Genomic DNA, 17,131 nt, shown 5'->3' on the forward strand with positions numbered 1-17,131 from the left:
GGTCCTCACTGCGCGTCGTCCACGGGTTCCGGCTCGGTCTCCCACGCGGAGTCGACCGGGGCCGTCGGGAAGACGCCGAGAAGCCGCGCGGTCCCCTCGCCGACGTTTTCGACGCTGTGTGGCGTCTCCGCCGGAACGACGGTGAGCGTCCCCGCGCCGACGGTCGCGGTCTCGTCGCCGACGCTGGCTTCGACGGTGCCCGTGAGGACGACGAGGAGTTCGTCGACTTCGTCGGTGTGTCTCCCGATGCGGTTGCCGGGGGCGAGTTCGTTGTAGACGACGGTGGCGTCCTCGCTCGTCCCCGCCGTCTCGCCGGGGCGGTCGGGGGAGAACGGGAAGCCGGCGAGCCACTCCGCGTCGGGGTCGTCGGGCTGTCCGACGGCGTCGAGGTCGAGGTCGGCGAATCGAACGGTGTCCATGCCACTGCTGGGCGGGCCGGGAGGATAGGCCTTGCCTCACTCGACGACCACGTCGACGTACTCGCCGGCCGTGACGTCGACGAGGCCGTTGTTCGTCAGCCGGACCTCGGGGATCACTTCGAGCGCGAGGTAGGAGAGTTCGAGCACGCCACCGGGGACCGTGAGTCCGATGTCGTCGGCCGCGTCGCGGACGGCCTCGAACCGCCGCGCGGTCTCCGCGGCGGGCGCCTCCGAGAGCATCCCGGCGACCGGGAGCGGAAGGGTCGTGAGAGTGTCAGCGGCGGGGTCGGAGACGGCGAGGCCGCCGCCGACCTCGCGGAGTTCGTTCGCGACGGCGGCCATCGCGTCGTGGGTGACGCCGGCGACGACGCAGTTGTGCGCGTCGTGGGCGATGGTCGTCCCGATGGCACCCCGGTCCAGCCCGAGGTTGTGGACGAAGCCACAGCCGATGGTGCCGGGGCCGCCGTGGCGCTCGATGACGGCCATCGGGAGGACGTCGGCCTCGCGGTTCGCGGTCAGGACACCGGCAGCGTCGGTCTCCGCCGCCGGATCGTCGGTCTCGACGGGGACCTCGGCGGTCATCGACTCGGTGCGGAAACTCCCCACTGCGGACTCGACCCGGACGTCGACGGGCCCGGGGCCGTCGTGGGAAATTGCGAGGTCGGCGGGGTCGACCGGGTCGAAGGTCACGGTGTCGGTCGCGACCGCCGAGCCGACGGGCGGCTCGGTTCCGTCGGTCGGGTCGACGACGCCGTCGACGACGACGTGGGCCACGTCCCACGATTCGAGGTCGTCGAGCAGGACCATGTCGGCGGGTGCGCCGGGTTCGACGCGGCCGAAGGGAAGGTCGTAGGCCTCGGCGGTGTTGATGGTCGCCATCTGGACCGCCTCGACGGGGTCGACGCCGAGGTCGATGGCTTTCACCACGGCCTCGTTGATGCCGCCGCGGTCGAGGATGTCGACCACGCTCCGGTCGTCCGTACACAGCGAGAGCCGCCGCGTGTCGACCTCGTCGACGATACCCACGAGGGCATCGAGGTTCTTGCTCGTCGATCCCTCGCGGAGATGGACGTGGAAGCCGGCGTCGGCCTTGGCCCGTGCCTCCGCGCGCGTGACGCTCTCGTGGTCCGTATCGAGATAGCGGGCGAGTTCCTGCAGGTCCGAGCCGGTGATGCCGGGGACGTGCCCGTCGACGGTGAGGTCGCGCTCGCGTGCCGCCCGGATCTTCGCGTGCATCCCCGCGTCGCCGTCGAGGACGGCCGGGAGGTCCATCACCTCGCCGAGAGCGATGGCGCGCTCGGCATCGAGCAGGGCCGCGACCGCGTCGGCGTCGACGGTGGCGCCGGCGTCCTGGAGCGGCGAGGCAGGCACCGAGGAGGGGACGGTCATCCGGGCTTTCAGCGGCGTCTCGGCGGCGTCGGCGTCGAAGTTCCGCACGCCCTCGGCGCCGGTGACGTTCGCGATCTCGTGGGGGTCGTGGACGACGCTCGTCACGCCGTGGGGGACGACCGCGTCGCCGTACTGCGGGATAGTGACCATCGCCGCCTCGACGTGCGTGTGGGCGTCGATCAGCCCCGGCGTGACGTACTCGGCGTCGAGTTCGCGCTCCGCCGGGCGCTCCTCCAGGGCGACGATCTCGCCGTCGTCGACGGCGATGGCCCGGTCTTCGAGACGGGCGGTGTTGACGTCGACCAGCGTCCCTCGAACGAGGAGGTCGACCGGCTCAGGCATTCTCGTCGAGCGCGTCTCTGACCTTCTCGGGGGTAATAGGCATGTCGGTGATGCGGACGCCGACGGCGCGACGGACGGCGTTGCTCAGCGCCGGCGGAATCCCGTTGACGGGAATCTCGGCGACCGACTTCGCCCCGAACGGGCCGGTCGGCTCGTGGGTCTCGACGATCTTCGAGGTGATGGGCGGCTGGTCCGCCGTGGTGGGCATGTCGTAGTCCCGGAAGCTCAGCACCTCCGGCTGGCCCTCCTCGTCGAAGGTGATGCCGTCGCCGGTCGCCAGCTCCCAGCTCATGTGGACCGCTCCCTCGATCTGGCCCTCCACGAGGTCGGGGTTGAGCGCGACGCCGCAGTCGACGACGTACACCATGTCGTGAACCTCGAACTCGCCGGTCTCCTCGTTCACCGTCACGTCGACGAACTGCGCGCCGAAGGGCGGCGGCGACTCCTCGGTGCAGTGGCTCGCCTCGCCCATCACGTGGGCGCGCACCTCGTCGCCGTACATGGACTCGTAGCCGATCTCCTCCAGCGTGACTGATTCGCCCGTCGCCTCGGAGACGACGCCCTCGTCCTCGATGGTGAAGTTCGATTCGGGCTCGTCGAGCATCCGGGACGCGAACTCGAACAGCATCTCGCGGGCGTCCTCGGCGGCTTTCTTCACCGCCTGTCCGGTAATGTAGGTCGTCGAGGAGGCGTAGGCCCCGTGGTCGAACGGCGAGATGTCGGTGTCGGAGGGCTGGACGAGCACGTCCTCCGGGGGCACGCCGAGTACCTCGGCGGCGACCTGTGCCATCACGGTGTCGGCGCCGGGGCCGATGTCGACCGCGCCGGTCTGGAGGATGAACGAGCCGTCCTCGTTCATCTTGATGTGGGCCGCCCCGAGTTCGTCGCCGGGGACGCCGCTGCCCTGGACGGTGAGCGCCATCCCGCAGGCCCGGTGCAGGTGGTCCTCCGCGGGCTGTTCGACGTCGTCCCAGCCGATCTCGGCGCGGCCCTCGGCGATGCACTCGTCGAGGCCACAGGAGCGGATGCGCCGGCCGTAGTCGTAGTCCTTGAGGATGCCCGAGGCCACGTCGAGATCGCCCTCGGAGACGAGGTTCCGCGACCGGAGTTCGATGGGGTCCATGTCGAGTTCGCGTGCGATCTCGTCCATGTGGCCCTCGACGGCGAGGTGGCCCTGCGGCGCGCCGTAGCCCCGGATCGCGCCCGCGATGGGCAGGTTCGTGTGGACCGCGGTGAACTCGAAGCGGATGTTCGGGGTGTGGGTGTACAGCGGCAGGGGCTTCTTGCCGACGGCGCTGGCGACGGTCATGCCGTGTGGCCCGTAGGCGCCGGAGTTCGTCACCGCCTCCATGTCGAGGGCTTCGAGGTCGCCGTCGTCGGTGACGACGCTCCGGAGCTGGACGCGGGCTGGCCGGCGGTTCCGGACGGCGTGGAACTGCTCGCGGCGCGTCGTCTCGACCATCACGGGCCGGTCGGCGGCCTCCGACAGCGCGACCGTGATCGGTTCGATCGCCATCCCCTGTTTCGACCCGAAGCCGGCGCCGATGCGTGGCTTCGACACCCGGATGTCGCGGATCGGCACGTCGAAGAGGAGGGCCAGCTGGCGGCGCGTGTGATAGGGCACCTGCGTGCTGGAGATGAGGTGATACCGGTTGTCCTCGTCGCGGTGGGCGATGGTCGTGTGCGGTTCGGGGACGCAGTGGGACTGGTAGGGCGTCTCCCACTCCGTCTCGATGACGGTCAGGTCGTCGCGCGTTTCGGCCTCGGCGAAGGCGGCGTCCACGTCGCCGATCTCGCCCTCGCCGTGGGCCTCGATGTTGCGCTCGTAGTCCGCGCCCGGCTGGACGTTCTCGACCTCGTCGGGGTCGTGGATTTGCGGTGCGTCCGGTTCCATCGCCTCGGCGGTGTCGAGGACCGGCTCGTACTCCTCGTAGGTGATGTCGAGTTTGCGCGCGGCCCTGCTCGCGGTGTCCTTGTCCTTGGCGGCGACGGCGGCGATCGGGTCACCGACGAACCGCACCTTCCGCCGGAGGACTTTCAGGTCCCAGGGCGACGGTTCGGGGTGGGGCTGGCCGGCGGACGTGTAGGGCTCGTCGGGCACCTCGGGCGAGTCGGGCGTGAGAACGGCGTAGACGCCGTCCATCGCCTCGGCCGCGCTGGTGTCGATCTCCTCGACGCGGCCGTGGGCGATGTCCGAGCGGACGATCTCCGCCTCCGCGAGGTCCGGGAACTCGCGGGCGTAGTCGGCCGCGTACTTGGCCTCCCCGGTGACGATCTTCCGGGCGTCGTCTTTCTCCTCGCGGTGGGAGACCGTCCGGCGGTCGTCCGGCGCCTTCCGGTTGTTGGGCGCCTCGTCCCACTCGACCGGGTTCTTTCGTTCGGCCTCCGACGGCTCGGCGGGCTCCTCGTCCGGGTCGGGCTCGTCGGTCCGGCTCATTCCACGTCACCTCCGCGATCGCAGCCACAGCCGGAACAGGCGGCCGTCTCGTCGGGGTCGTCGGGGCGGCGTCCCCCGTCGGACCGAACGTCCGACGAGGCCCCCCTCGCTTCGCTCGCGGGGCCCCCGTCGGCCGCCACGTCCGGGTCGGCCGCCATCCGGTTCGAGGCGTCCTGGACGGCGTCGATGATCTTCTCGTAGCCGGTGCATCGACAGAGGTTCTCCGAGAGCGCATCGCGGATTTCGGCCTCGTCGGGGTCGGGGTTCTCCTCCAGCAGGACCTTCGAGCGCATGATCATCCCCGGAATGCAGAAACCACACTGGAGCGCGGCGTTGTCGACGAACGCCGACTGCACCGGGTCGAGGGCGTCCTGCGTGCCGAGGTTCTCGATGGTCTCGACGTCGTCGCCGTCGATCTTCGCGACGGGGTGAATGCAGGACTTGACCGGCTCGCCGTCGACGATCACGGTGCAGAAGCCACAGTCGCCGGTGTCACAGCCGCGTTTCGCGCCGGTGTACCCGTTGTCCCGGAGGACGTCGAGCAGCGTGTCGGAGCGTGCGGCCTCGAACGTTACGTCGTCGTCGTTGAGCGTGAGATCGATTTCCATACCTATCTCCGTTGTTCGGCTCGCGAAGTCGTCCGAGCGTGCGGGCGGACCGCGTCCGGCCCGCGCGTCGGCCCGTCGACCGGTCCCGTTCGACCGGAGCGGTGCCGTGCCGACGCGACCCGGCCGGGGTGCGACCGGGGCGAACCGAGTCGGTCCCCGTCCGGGCGGACGGTCGACACTGGCCCCTCGGCGTCGGGGCTACCGATACCTCGCATGGGAGCAAAGTGGGTCCAGTAGGGCTTTCAAGGTTTCCCTCGCTCGGATTATGTCCGGCGGCGTGTCCCCCACGAAGCTTGACGATTCGGTACCGTTAGCGGGTATCCATGCGAGACTCGGAAGTTTCTCCCCGGAACGATCACTCCGAGTCGACCCAGCGACCCGTGGGCAGCCGGCGGCACACGCGACACAACCGGACCACACGTGTGCCACTCCCGTGGCGCCCACCGAGCGTCATCGGAGCGTGGACGCTCTGTGGCACCTACCCACACGGTCGAGGGAACAATGATTAACACCCTTAGTGTGTAAATCCACTGCCAGCGAACCGGTGCCAGGGTGGTGACGGACGCCGTGTTGTACGCTCCGTGTACGGATCGTACGAAGATATTTGAGGGGAGCCCCGGATGAGGGAGACATGGCTTCCGGTTGCAAAGTGGACAGGATGGTCGACCGGTACGACCTGGCGTCGGCCGACCCGGTCTACGACTCGCTCGACGAGGGGTTGCTCGCCCGCTGGACGGGCGCCGACGGGCGAACGGAGATGGGGTATCGCTCGCTCACCGAGTGGTTCAACAAACGCCTCCTCAAGCGGGTGTACGACGACCACGGGCGCGAGACGCTCGGGGCGCGCCTCGACAGCGACTACGAGGTCCTCCAGGGTGACGACGATCTCGCCCGCGCGGAGTTGATCGAGGGACTGCACGCCGCCGGCATCGACGGCGACCGGCTCGCGGCCGACCTGGTGTCGTGGGGGACGATACGGACCCACTTACAGGAGTGTCTCGACGGGGAGAAAGCGCCCCGGACGGCGAGTACCGACTGGGAAGCCGCGAGCGTCGAGAAGGCAGTGGCCGTCGCCGAGGAGAAAACCGAGACGGCGGTCGCCGCCCTCGCGGAGAAGGGGCGACTCGCCGGCGGCGAGGCTGCCGAGATCGACGTGGGGGTCAGTCTCGCCTGCGGATCCTGTCCGACGCGCGTTCCCTTCGCGGTCGCACTCGACCGGGGGTACGTCTGTGAGGACCACGCCGCCGAACGCGCCACGGCCGACCGGGCATGACCTGGACCGTCGACATCGACCACATCGCGGGGATACTCGACGGGGCGGCCACGATAGAGCCGGGCCTGAACGCCGTCCGCGCCGCGAACTGGCAGGGGAAATCGAGTTTCGTCACGGCGGTCGAGGCCGCGCTCGGCACCGCGATGGAGCTGACCGAGGGCGCGGACAGCGGCCGCGTCCACCTCGACACCCCGGAGCGGTCGGTGACGGTCCGACTCGTCCGCGAGGGCGACGGTGTCCGCCGGGAGGGGACCCCCTACCTCGACGACGAGTACGACGTGACCCGAGCGGCACTGTTCGCCTGCCTGGACGCGGACAACCCCATCCGGGAGGCGATCCGGCGGGGCGACGACCTCGAAGCCGTCCTCCTGCGACCGCTCGACTTCGAGAACATCGACGAGCGCATCGCCGACCTGCAACGCGAGCGCGAGCGCGTCGAGGCCGACCTCTCCCAGGCACGGGAGGCGAAAAAGCGTCTGCCGACCGTTCAGGAGAGAGTCACGAGTCTCGAAGAGGAGATCGCGGCGTTGCGCGAGAAACGCGCGGAACTGGACGAGTCGGACGACGACGCGGGCGACGACTCGGTGCGACAGCGGCTGAGTCAGGCCCGGTCCGAGCGGACGCGGGCCGAGGACCGGGTCGAGCGGCTGGAGGGGAGCATCGAGCGCACGGACGCGCGCCTCTCGGAACGTCGCGAGGAACTGGCCGAACTCGACGTGCCGGACCACGACGACATCGACGAGCGACTCGAATCCGCGCGGGCCGACCTCGACGCCGTCAAGCGCGACGCGGACCTCCTCCAGTCGGTGTACACCGCGACCGAACGCCTCCTCGACGAGAACCGGCTGGACCTCGTGACCGACGTGGAGCGGGAGATCGACGCGGACGCGGTCGCCTGCTGGACCTGTGGGGGCGAGACGACGCGCGAGGAGATCGAAACGCGGCTCGACGCGCTGGGGACCAGGCTCGCCGAACTCCGGGCGGCGGCCGACACGCGACGGGAGCGGGTCGAGGAGCTCGAAACCAAACGCGAGCGCCACCGCCAGGTGACCAGTCGCCGCGACGACCTCCAGGCCGAGATTCGGGACCTCGAAGCGAAACTCGCCGACCGTCGCCAGAGCCTCGCCGACGCCCGCGACCGCCTCGACGACGCGACCGACCGCGTCGAGACCCTCTCGGCGCAGGTCGACGAGACGCTGTCGACGCTGTCGGACGTCGAGAGCGAGATCAAGTACCGCGAGGCCGAACTCGACGACGCGACGGCCGAACTGGAGACGCTGGCGGAGCGCGCCGCGCGTACCGACGCGCTCGAAGCGGACCGGGCCGACATCCGCGCGGAGATCGAGGAGCTACGGACCCGAAAGGACCGGATCGAACGCGACGCCCGCGAGGCCTTCGACGAGGCGATGGACGAGATCGTGACGCGGTTCGAGACGGGCTTCGAGACCGCGCGCCTCACCCCCGATTTCGAGGTCGTGGTGGCGCGGGACGGCCGCGAGACGAGCCTCGACGCCCTCAGCGAAGGGGAGCGCGAACTCGTCGGGTTCGTCGCGGCGCTGGCCGGCCGCGACGCGTTCGACGCCGGCGACGTGTGCCCGCTCATGCTCGTCGACGGCGTCGGCGGCCTCGACGACGCCAACCTCCACACGCTCGTCGACTACCTCCGGGAGCGCACGGAGTACCTCGTCTTCACCGCCTACCCCGAGTACGCCGCCTTCGACGGCCGGGAGATCGATCCGACGGCCTGGACGGTAGCCAACGACGGGTCCGCCCGCGCCGACTGACCAACAACGAAACCTGTTACCGATTCCCACGAGAATCCGTCACTAGGCCGCCCCGAGACGAGTCGTTCGTCCGATTGGCAATCTCCTGATTGAATATTCGTCCAGGAATGAGGTACAGAAGAAATTGTTCGTCACCCATAGCTCGGCTGAATCCGTGCAAACAGGGGAAACCTTATGTGAGAGTGCGAGAGACTGGATATCGGTCGGAGACAAGTACACATGGTGGCCAGTAGCGCATTCAAAGAGCTATCAGCGGTGCTCGCGCGGTTAGAATCGTCCGGGAGCGAAATCCGGCACGCTGCGGTCGACGAGGAACTGACCGACAGCGACGGGACGGTCACGGCGGAACTGTCCGTCGACGTGCCGATCCTCCCCGACGAAGACGAGAGCGACGGGGTATCGATCACGGCCGACGACGCGACGGTCGAGGACGGACGGGTCGCGGTCGACCTGGCAGTTACGGTGTCGGGCGACGCCGTCGCGACAGCGGGCGAGACACCGCGCGACGCGAGCGCGCAGTCGGGCAGTGACGCGGGGAGCGTCCCCGCGTACAAGGACCCGGAGGCGCTCCGGGCGGCGTACGAGAAACACGACACGTTCCCGGCGATGACGGAGGCACTCGACGTCGACGTCACGTCCGAGACCGTCCGACGGCACATGGTCAAATACGACATCCACGACCCGGAGGCGGCCACGCCGGGAGGGCCCACGACGGGGGAGCCGACCCGCCGGGCACCCGACGCTCACGAGGAGGCCGCATCTGCCGAGTCAGCAGTCGACGCGGCAGCCGACGATGCAGCGAGTAACGACACGGCGACCGGGACGACGGCCGGCGACACGGTGAGTGACGACGAGAGCGAGTCCGAGCGGGACTCGACGGCGGGGTCGGACCGGCTGACACAGAGCGCCGTCACGGATGGCGGGAAGGCGGCGATCGCCGACACCGCCCGGACACAGTCCGCGTCGGACCCCACCGCAGTCGTCGACCTGCTGGCGGAGCGCCCGACCGAGTCGCGTGCCGACTTCGGACTCTCCGAGTCGGTGACCGTCGGCAGCCTGACGGCGGCGATCAATCAGTCGCGGACGGTCCACGAAGTGGCCCACGAGATCGGCGTGAGCCAGGCCACCGCGAGGGAGTTCCTCCGGTCGTTCGACCTCATCAACTTCGTGACCCACCCGCTAGCGACGGAGCAGGTGACGGTCTCGGTCGACGAAATACGCAGACGTCTCGGTCCTGCCGGTCGGTAGCACCGCGGTCGGCGCCCACCCCACCGGGCCGTCGGTCGGTAGCGTGCCGTCCCGCGATCCCGACACACCGGCGCTGGTCACCTCGGTCGGACGGGTCCACTTCGCCGCCGGTCCGTGGGAAAAGCGTATCACCGACACGGGCTAGTATCGAAAGGATGGCAACGATCCGGGTCCGCGACTGGACGAAAGAACAAATCGAGCGGATCAGGGACGCCGAATCCCACTCCTCACACGACTCCGTCATCAAGTCGCTGCTGAAAGACCGGGAACTCGCGAAGTTCGCGGGCGAAACCGGCGACCCGACCGCGACGGCGACGCCGGCCGAGCCAGGCCACGACATCGACAAACCGTTCGAGGATCTGACAGTGGTCGACGAACTGGAAGCTCCGGACGACGGCGTGGTGTTCCTCTGGTGTCCCAACTGTGCGACGGAGATCGCACACCTCACCGTCGAGGGAACCCTGAGCGTCTCGATCGTCGAAATGGAGTGTCAGCACTGCCTCAGCAACCTCAATCAGCACGCCATCGTCGCCATCGAGATCGGCTACCCCATCGAGCGGAAACTCACCGACGACGATCTCTCGGCCGACCTCGAAGCGTGTGTGATCGACTACTGGGACCGCCGGCTCGCGGCGTCCACGGAGGGGGCGACCGGCACTGTCGACGTCGAAGGGCTCGTCTGGCAGTTCGGCCAGTACGCCCGCGATTTCGGGTGGGAATGGCCCGCTGACGTGCCCGCGGTCGCCTTCGAGCCCGGGACCGTCTACCGGAACGCGACGACCGACGAACTGATCGAGGTCGTCGAGCCAGTCACCGAGAACCGGAACGCCCTCGACTCCTTCGAGATCAGGCGCTACGACCCCGACGCGAATCCGGAGGACGCCGACCCCGAGATCATGGACAGCAGTACCGTCGTCGACCTCGTCGCCACCCGGAGCCTGTACGTCGAGGAGTCGGCCCCTGCGGACGCCGCAGCCGACCGCCACGACTCCTGAGCCGCAAGCGGGGCACGGCACCCCCCGTCCGTCGACGGACCCGGAGCGAGCGCCGTCACGTTTGTATTTTTTCTGATGAGTTCCGCTTCGTGTCGCATGTCGGTACTGTGGCCGCAGTCGGCAGACCGGGGTCACAGGTCGTCGAGGTCGGCGGGTCGGTCGATGTCGAGCAGGACGCCCGGGTCGCCGGTCTCGACCAGCGCCGCGTCGCCGTCGCCGAGCAGGATGTCGCGGCCGCCCACGTCCCCGGTCACGTCGGCGAGCGCGTCGAAGTGCCGGGCCCCGAACAGCACCGGGTTCCCGCGGGTTCCTTCGTAGGCAGCGGCGAGCGCGCTCCCGGCCCCGGCACGGAAGGCCGCGACGAGTCGGTCGACGGTCGCGGCTCGGACGGTCGGCATGTCCCCCAGCGCGAACAGGACGGCGTCGGCCCCGCGGTCGCGGGCAGCGGTGACGCCCCGACGGACGGACGTGGCCTGTCCCGCCTCGTAGTCCGGGTTGTCGACGACGGTCACGTCGTGGTCGGCGACGGCAGCCCGGACGCGGTCGGCCTCGTGGCCCACGACGACGACGACGGCGTCGACGGTCGACCGGCACAGCGTCCGCGCGGTGTGGGCGACGAGCGGGGCGCCGTCCCACTCCGCGAGGAGTTTGTTCGCCTCGCCGAAGCGCGTGCTCTCGCCGGCGGCGAGCAGGACGCCGACGACCGTCCCGTCCCCGTCGCCCTCGTCGAACGGCGGCTCGACGACCGGGAGGTCGGCGGTCATTCCAGCACCTCCACCGGGACGACGGCGACGTCCTGGCCGGCCGCTCCGTCGGCGTCGGTGAGCCAGACGGCGTCGGCCCGGGTCGCGCGCGTGCTCGACGCGAGGCGGCCGGGCCGGAACCGGTCGGCGAACAGCGGGAGCGCGGAGTCGACGTGGCCGAGCGGCATCGCGCCGTCGTCGGTCAGCGTCACCGGGACGGCGTACTCGAACGGGGCGTCCGGAACGGGGAGGTCACGGGCGAGCGTCGCGGGGACCGTCGGGAGCGGCCGCGTTGCGGGGCGACCCACGAACAGCGCGCGGGCGACGAGCGCCGCGGCGAGCCACGCCGCGACCGGCTTGCCGGGGAGCGCGACGGCCACCGCGCCGCCGTCGAGCCGCGCGGCCGTGACGGGTCGGCCGGGCCGGAGTTCGACCCCGCGAAACAGGAGCGTCCCGAGGTCGTCGAGCGCCGCGACCGCACAGTCCTTCTCGCCGACGCTCGTGCCGCCGGAGGTCACCACTATCTCGTGGTCGGCGGCCAGGTCGGCGACGGCCTCGCGCACCCGCTCGCGCTCGTCGGGGACGCTCCCCGTGAGCGTCGGTTCGTGGCCCCACGCACGGACGACGTTCGCGAGCATCTCCGAGTCACGATCCGGCTGGACGCCCTCGTGGATTTCGGTCCCGGTTGCGAGGACGCCGACGGCGAACCGGTCGGCGACGGCGACCCGGTCGCGGCCCACGTCCCGGAGGAGCGCGGCGTCCTGCGGCGTCAGCCGTTCGCCCGCGTCGAACACGCGCTCGTCGGCGGCGACGTTGCTCCCGCGCGGATAGACGTTCGTGCCCCGTTCGAGCGACGGGCCGGTGAGACGCCCGTCGGTGACGGTCGCGTCCTCGCGTTTCAGCACGGCCGTCGCGCCGGCGGGGAGCGGCGCGCCGGTGGCGACCCGGACCGTGGTTCCGGGTTCCAGCGCCGGCGGCTCGTCCTCGGGGTAGACGGGGTCGTCGACGACCGTGAGGGGGAACGACTCGGTCGCATCGAGCGCGAACCCGTCCATCGTCGCGGTGTCGTGGGCCGGGATCGCGCCGTCGGCGACGACGGGTTCGGCCAGGAAGCGACCCGCTATCGCGTCGAGCGGGACTGTGGTCGCTGACCGGTCCGCACGGAGTCGCTCGTGTGCGCTGGCGAGGCGCTCCGCCGCGGGTCTCCTGACCAGGGTGCGACCGTCGCTCACGGGTCGCTCCCGGCGACGCCCGCGACGCCGTTCCGAGCCGATCCGCCCCCGACCATACCGGAGCAATAACCGTTCTGGATTACAATGTAACCGATAGGCTTTATTATGTAAGCATCCGTGTTTGCTGTCACAGTAGAATGGTAACGCGTGTCACGTTAATAAGCGACAGGGGAAAGAGCGAGGTGAACTGACCGTGGAGTTCGACGGGACGTTCACTATCGAGGACGTGTCGACGGAGGAGGTCTGGCTTGCGTTGTCGGACCCGATCCTCATCAAGCAGTCGTTGCCGGGCTGTCAGTTCCTGACCCGAATCGACGACCCCGACGACGTAGACTTCGACGCGCTCCAGGAAGCCGAACCGGAGGAAGATCCGGTGACGCTGCCGGAGGCCGACCCCGAAGACATCTCGGAGCGGGCGTTCGTCGAGAGCGGGCACTACGCGGCGCTGATGCAGATCAGTGTCGGGAGCGTGAAGCCGAGTTTCCGGACGGTCGTCACCATCGATGAGCGGGAGTTCCCGGAGATGAACGCCACGGGCGAGGGGAGCGCGAGCGACTCCTCGTTCGAGATGGCGTCGGGGATGACCCTCGTCGAGACCGACGAGGGCGTCGATATCGAGTGGCAGGCCGAGGCCGACGTGTTCGGCAAGGTCGCGCAGATGGGACAGCGCGTCATCAGTCCGGTCGCGAACCGGGTGGTCAGTCGGTTCTTCGGCAGCGTCGAGGACCGGCTGACGGAGGTCGCCGAGGACGAGGACTCGAGCGGCCTCCGCGACCGCGTTCGGAACCTGCTGTGAACCGACGGACGGCGAACCGCTAGACAGACACGGACTACGGGACAAGACATGGCAGAACACGACATCACACTCACGGTAAACGGGACGGAACACGAACTGACGGTCGAATCACGGGCCTTGCTGGTCCACGCCTTGCGGGACCAGCTCGGGTACACCGGGCTCAACGTCGGCTGTGAAAGCACCATGTGCGGGGCCTGCACGGTCCACCTCGACGGGGACGCCGTCAAGTCCTGCACGGTCCTGGCCGCACAGGCCGACGGCGCCGAGGTCACCACGGTCGAGGGGCTCGCCGAGGACGGCGAGTTCCACCCCATCCAGGAGGGGTTCCAGGAGGAACACGGCCTGCAGTGTGGCTACTGCACGCCGGGCATGATGATGACCGCCACGCAACTGCTCGAGGAGAACCCCGACCCCGACGACGAGGAGATACGCGAGGCCCTGGAGGGGAACCTCTGTCGCTGTACGGGCTACCAGAACATCGTCAACGCGGTCGAGAACGCCGCCGAGAAGATGGGCGGGACCGCCGCACGGGGGGACGACTGAGATGAGCATCGAATCCGTCGACCCCGACGACGTGGACGCGGCGGACATCCTCGGCTCGGCTATCGAACGCCGCGAGGACCCCGCGCTGCTGACCGGCGACGCCGAGTACACCGACGACATCCAGTTGCCCCAGATGACCCACATGGCGGTCAAGCGGAGTCAGCACGCCCACGCGAAGATCGAGGGCGTCGACACGAGCACCGTCGAGGAGATGGACGAGGTGATCGCGGTCTTCACCGCCGACGACATCGACGTGCCCGGGAACCTCCCGGTTGGCTGGCTGCTCGACTCGCTCAAGCAGGTCGATCACCCGATCCTCGCCGAGGACCGGGTCCGGTACCAGGGCGACGCGATCGCCGTCGTGCTCGCCGAAGAGCGGTACGCGGCCCACGACGCCGTCGACGCCATCGACGTCGACTACGAGCGTCTCGAAGCCGTGACCAGTCCACAGGAGGCGCTGAACGGCGGGACCGACCTCCACGAGGACGCGCCGGACAACGTCGCGCTGGACTGGGAGATCGGTGACGAGGAAAAGACCCGGGAGGCCTTCGAGGAGGCGACGCACACCGCGAGCATCGACCTGGAGAACCAGTTGTTGATTCCGAACGCGATGGAACCGCGGGCGGCTGTCGCCGACTACAACCCATCCACGGAGGAACTGGAGGTGGCGATGACCTCCCAGAACCCGCACCTGCACCGGCTGCTCATGTCGGGGGTCATCGACCACCCCGAACACAAGCTCCAGGTCCGCGCGCCCGACGTGGGCGGCGGCTTCGGGAGCAAGATCCACCACTACGCCGACGAGGCGCTGGCCGCCTGGGCCGCCAAACAGGTCGAACGCCCGGTCAAATGGGTGGCCACCCGGACCGAGACCTACCTCACGGACGCCCCCGGCCGCGGTCACGAGACCCACGGCGAGATCGCGATGGACGACGACGGCAACATCCTCGGGCTGAAAGTCGATACCGAGGCGAACCTCGGGGCGTACCTCTCGACGTTCGCGCCGTCGATCCCGACGTACCTCTACGGGACGCTCCTCTCGGGCCAGTACGACATCCCGGCCATCCACGCGGAGGTGACGGGCGCGTTCACGAACGTCCCGCCGGTCGACGCCTACCGCGGCGCCGGCCGACCCGAGGCGTCCTACCTCGTCGAGCGGCTGATCCACCTCGGCGCCAGGGAGATGGACATGGACCCCGCCGAGTTCCGACGGCAGAACTTCGTCCCCGACGACGCCTTCCCCTACGAGACGCAGGTCGCGGTCGTCTACGACTCCGGCGAGTACGAGAAGACGCTGGACCGCGCCCTGGAGATGCTCGACTACGAGGACTTCCGCGAGCGCCAGGAGCAGGCCCGCGAAGACGGGAAGTACCTCGGCGTCGGCTTCTCGGCGTACATCGAGGCCTGTGGCCTCGCGCCCTCCGAGCTGGCGGGTCAGCTCGGCGCCCAAGCCGGGCTGTGGGAGTCCTCGCTGGTGCGCTTCCAGCCCTCGGGGACCGTCACGGCCTACTGTGGCACGTCGGGCCACGGGCAGGGACACGACACCACCTACGCCCAGATCGTCGCCAACGAACTCGGCATCGACTACGAGGACGTCGACGTGGTCGAGGGCGACACCGACGAGATTCCACAGGGGATGGGTACCTACGGCTCCCGGTCGGCGGCGGTCGGCGGGAGTTCGCTCGTCAAGAGCTCCCAGAAGGTCGTCGAGAAGGCGAAATCCATCGCGGCCCACCAGCTCGAAGCGAGCGAGGACGACATCGAGTTCGAGAACGGCGAGTTCCGGGTGGCCGGCGCGCCCGACCGCTCGATGCACATCAAGGAGGTCGCGGAGGCGGCCTACCTCGCCCACGACATGCCCGACGAGGTGGAGCCGGGACTGGAAGCCACGAGCTTCTACGACCCCGACAACTTCGTGTTCCCGTTCGGGATGCACGCGGCCGTCGTCGAGGTCGACCCTGATACTGGGGAGATCGAGTTCGAGCAGTACGTCGCGGTCGACGACGTGGGCAACCAGATCAACCCGAAGATCGTCGAGGGCCAGATTCACGGCGGCGTCGCCCAGGGGATCGGCCAGGCCCTCTACGAGGCCGCCGAGTTCGACGACAACGGCCAGCTACTCACGGGGTCGATGCAGGACTACGCGGTGCCGAAAGCCGAACACATCCCGGAGATGGACACCGACTCGACGGTGACGCCGTCGCCGCACAACCCACTCGGGGTCAAGGGCGTCGGCGAGGCCGGGACCATCGCCGCGCCACAGGCCGTGGTCAACGCGGTCTGTGACGCCCTGGAGCCGTTCGACGTGGACCACATCGACATGCCGCTGAAAGACGAGAAAGTCTGGCGGGCCATCCACGAGAACGGGGGTGGTGACTGATGTACCCCGGCGAGTTCGACTACCTGCGTGCCGAGAGCGTCGAGCACGCGCTCGACCTGCTCGACGAACACCCCGACGCCGAACTGCTGGCGGGCGGGCACAGCCTGCTCCCGACGATGAAAAGCGGGCTGGCGGACCCGGACACCGTGGTCGACATCGGCCACATCGAGTCGATGCAGGGCATCGAACACGACGGCGACACGACCAGCATCGGCGCGCTGACGACCTACGCCGAGATCGACGACACCGACGAGCTGTGGGACGGCGCGACGGCACTGGCCGAAGCCGCGAGCGAGATCGGCGACACGCAGGTCCGCAACCGCGGGACCATCGGCGGGAACCTCGCTCACTCCGACCCGGCCTCGGACCTGCCGGGCGCGGCCATCGCGAGCGACCTGACGCTCGTCGCCGAGGGTCGCGACGGGGAGCGTCGGATCGATGCCGACGACTTCTTCGTCGCGATGTACATGACCGACCTCGCGGAGGACGAACTCCTCACGCGGGTCGAGGTGCCACGCGTCGACGGCGACGCCGGCGGCGCCTACGTCAAGAAGCCGAGCCCGTCCTCGGGCTACGCGCTGGTGGGCGTCGCGGCCCGGCTCCACCTCGACGACGGCACGGTCACGGACGCCCGCGTCGGCGCCAACGGCGTGATGGACCACGGCGTCCGCCTCGACCCCGTCGAAGATGCCCTCGAAGGCGAGAGGCTGAACGAGGACGCCATCGCGGCGGCGGCCGAACACGCGGCGGCGGACCTCGACGAGTCGATGATGATGGACGACATCCAGGCGTCGGCGGAGTACCGCGCCCACCTGCTCGAAGTCTACACCGAGCGGGCGCTCGAACGGGCCGCGGAGCGCGCCGGGGCGACCGTCCCGGCGTGATCCGGCACGCCCGATCCGACGGGGACGCCCGGACGACCGACCGCGGCCGTCGGCCGCT

At 69.5% G+C, this 17,131-nt stretch carries 14 protein-coding genes; 8 read left to right on the top strand and 6 right to left on the bottom strand.

The window, feature by feature from the left end; all coding sequences use genetic code 11:
- Positions 1-5: 5 nt before the first annotated feature.
- Genes MUG96_RS18950 through MUG96_RS18965 form a run of 4 tightly spaced genes read right to left on the bottom strand, consistent with a single transcriptional unit; the run spans position 6 to position 5,195 of the window.
- Positions 6-419, bottom strand: a complete 414-nt coding sequence (locus MUG96_RS18950; RefSeq protein WP_246985339.1) for a cupin domain-containing protein — start codon at positions 417-419, stop codon at positions 6-8.
- 36 nt (positions 420-455) lie between these two features.
- Positions 456-2,150: an adenine deaminase C-terminal domain-containing protein gene (locus MUG96_RS18955; protein WP_246985340.1), complete on the bottom strand. Its 1,695-nt coding sequence runs from the start codon at positions 2,148-2,150 to the stop codon at positions 456-458.
- A complete protein-coding gene (locus tag MUG96_RS18960) occupies positions 2,143-4,587 on the bottom strand; it encodes a xanthine dehydrogenase family protein molybdopterin-binding subunit (RefSeq protein ID WP_246985341.1) in 2,445 nt (814 codons plus the stop codon). The genes MUG96_RS18955 and MUG96_RS18960 overlap by 8 nt, the downstream gene beginning before the upstream one ends.
- Entirely contained in the window at positions 4,584-5,195 is a 612-nt protein-coding gene (locus MUG96_RS18965; protein WP_246985343.1) for a (2Fe-2S)-binding protein, read from the bottom strand. The genes MUG96_RS18960 and MUG96_RS18965 overlap by 4 nt, the downstream gene beginning before the upstream one ends.
- Positions 5,196-5,826: 631 nt before the next feature.
- Between MUG96_RS18965 and rdfA the strand changes: the two genes are divergently transcribed.
- The 4 genes from rdfA to MUG96_RS18985 all read left to right on the top strand — a co-directional run bounded on the left by rdfA (position 5,827) and on the right by MUG96_RS18985 (position 10,495).
- Positions 5,827-6,468 carry a rod-determining factor RdfA gene (gene rdfA / locus MUG96_RS18970; protein WP_246985345.1) on the top strand — a complete coding sequence of 214 codons (642 nt, stop codon included), beginning with the start codon at positions 5,827-5,829 and terminating at the stop codon, positions 6,466-6,468.
- A complete protein-coding gene (locus MUG96_RS18975) occupies positions 6,465-8,252 on the top strand; it encodes an archaea-specific SMC-related protein (protein WP_246985346.1) in 1,788 nt (595 codons plus the stop codon). The genes rdfA and MUG96_RS18975 overlap by 4 nt, the downstream gene beginning before the upstream one ends.
- A 219-nt stretch (positions 8,253-8,471) precedes the next feature.
- On the top strand, positions 8,472-9,500 hold the full coding sequence (locus MUG96_RS18980; protein WP_246985348.1) for a DUF8073 domain-containing protein: 1,029 nt from the start codon (positions 8,472-8,474) through the stop codon (positions 9,498-9,500).
- A 155-nt stretch (positions 9,501-9,655) separates the two neighbouring features.
- Positions 9,656-10,495: a hypothetical protein gene (locus tag MUG96_RS18985; protein ID WP_246985350.1), complete on the top strand. Its 840-nt coding sequence runs from the start codon at positions 9,656-9,658 to the stop codon at positions 10,493-10,495.
- 131 nt (positions 10,496-10,626) lie between these two features.
- On the opposite strand, the gene MUG96_RS18990 is transcribed toward MUG96_RS18985, so the two are convergent.
- Together MUG96_RS18990 and MUG96_RS18995 are read right to left on the bottom strand one after the other, a co-directional pair.
- The gene (locus tag MUG96_RS18990; protein WP_246985352.1) at positions 10,627-11,259 is read right to left on the bottom strand and encodes a nucleotidyltransferase family protein; all 633 of its coding nucleotides are present in this window, start codon (positions 11,257-11,259) and stop codon (positions 10,627-10,629) included.
- On the bottom strand, positions 11,256-12,470 hold the full coding sequence (locus tag MUG96_RS18995) for a molybdopterin molybdotransferase MoeA (protein WP_246985354.1): 1,215 nt from the start codon (positions 12,468-12,470) through the stop codon (positions 11,256-11,258). The genes MUG96_RS18990 and MUG96_RS18995 overlap by 4 nt, the downstream gene beginning before the upstream one ends.
- Before the next feature lie 193 nt (positions 12,471-12,663).
- Here MUG96_RS18995 and MUG96_RS19000 point away from each other — a divergent pair, with 193 nt between their 5' ends.
- The 4 genes from MUG96_RS19000 to MUG96_RS19015 are packed head-to-tail and all read left to right on the top strand — an operon-like array spanning position 12,664 to position 17,073.
- Entirely contained in the window at positions 12,664-13,266 is a 603-nt protein-coding gene (locus MUG96_RS19000) for an SRPBCC family protein (protein WP_246985356.1), read from the top strand.
- A gap of 48 nt (positions 13,267-13,314) precedes the next feature.
- A complete protein-coding gene (locus tag MUG96_RS19005; RefSeq protein WP_246985358.1) occupies positions 13,315-13,809 on the top strand; it encodes a (2Fe-2S)-binding protein in 495 nt (164 codons plus the stop codon).
- Between the two features lies 1 nt (position 13,810).
- Positions 13,811-16,189, top strand: a complete 2,379-nt coding sequence (locus MUG96_RS19010; protein ID WP_246985360.1) for a xanthine dehydrogenase family protein molybdopterin-binding subunit — start codon at positions 13,811-13,813, stop codon at positions 16,187-16,189.
- Positions 16,189-17,073: an FAD binding domain-containing protein gene (locus MUG96_RS19015; protein WP_246985362.1), complete on the top strand. Its 885-nt coding sequence runs from the start codon at positions 16,189-16,191 to the stop codon at positions 17,071-17,073. The genes MUG96_RS19010 and MUG96_RS19015 overlap by 1 nt, the downstream gene beginning before the upstream one ends.
- Positions 17,074-17,131 lie beyond the last annotated feature (58 nt).

Source organism: Halorientalis marina (assembly GCF_023028345.1).
GTDB lineage: Archaea > Halobacteriota > Halobacteria > Halobacteriales > Haloarculaceae > Halorientalis > Halorientalis marina.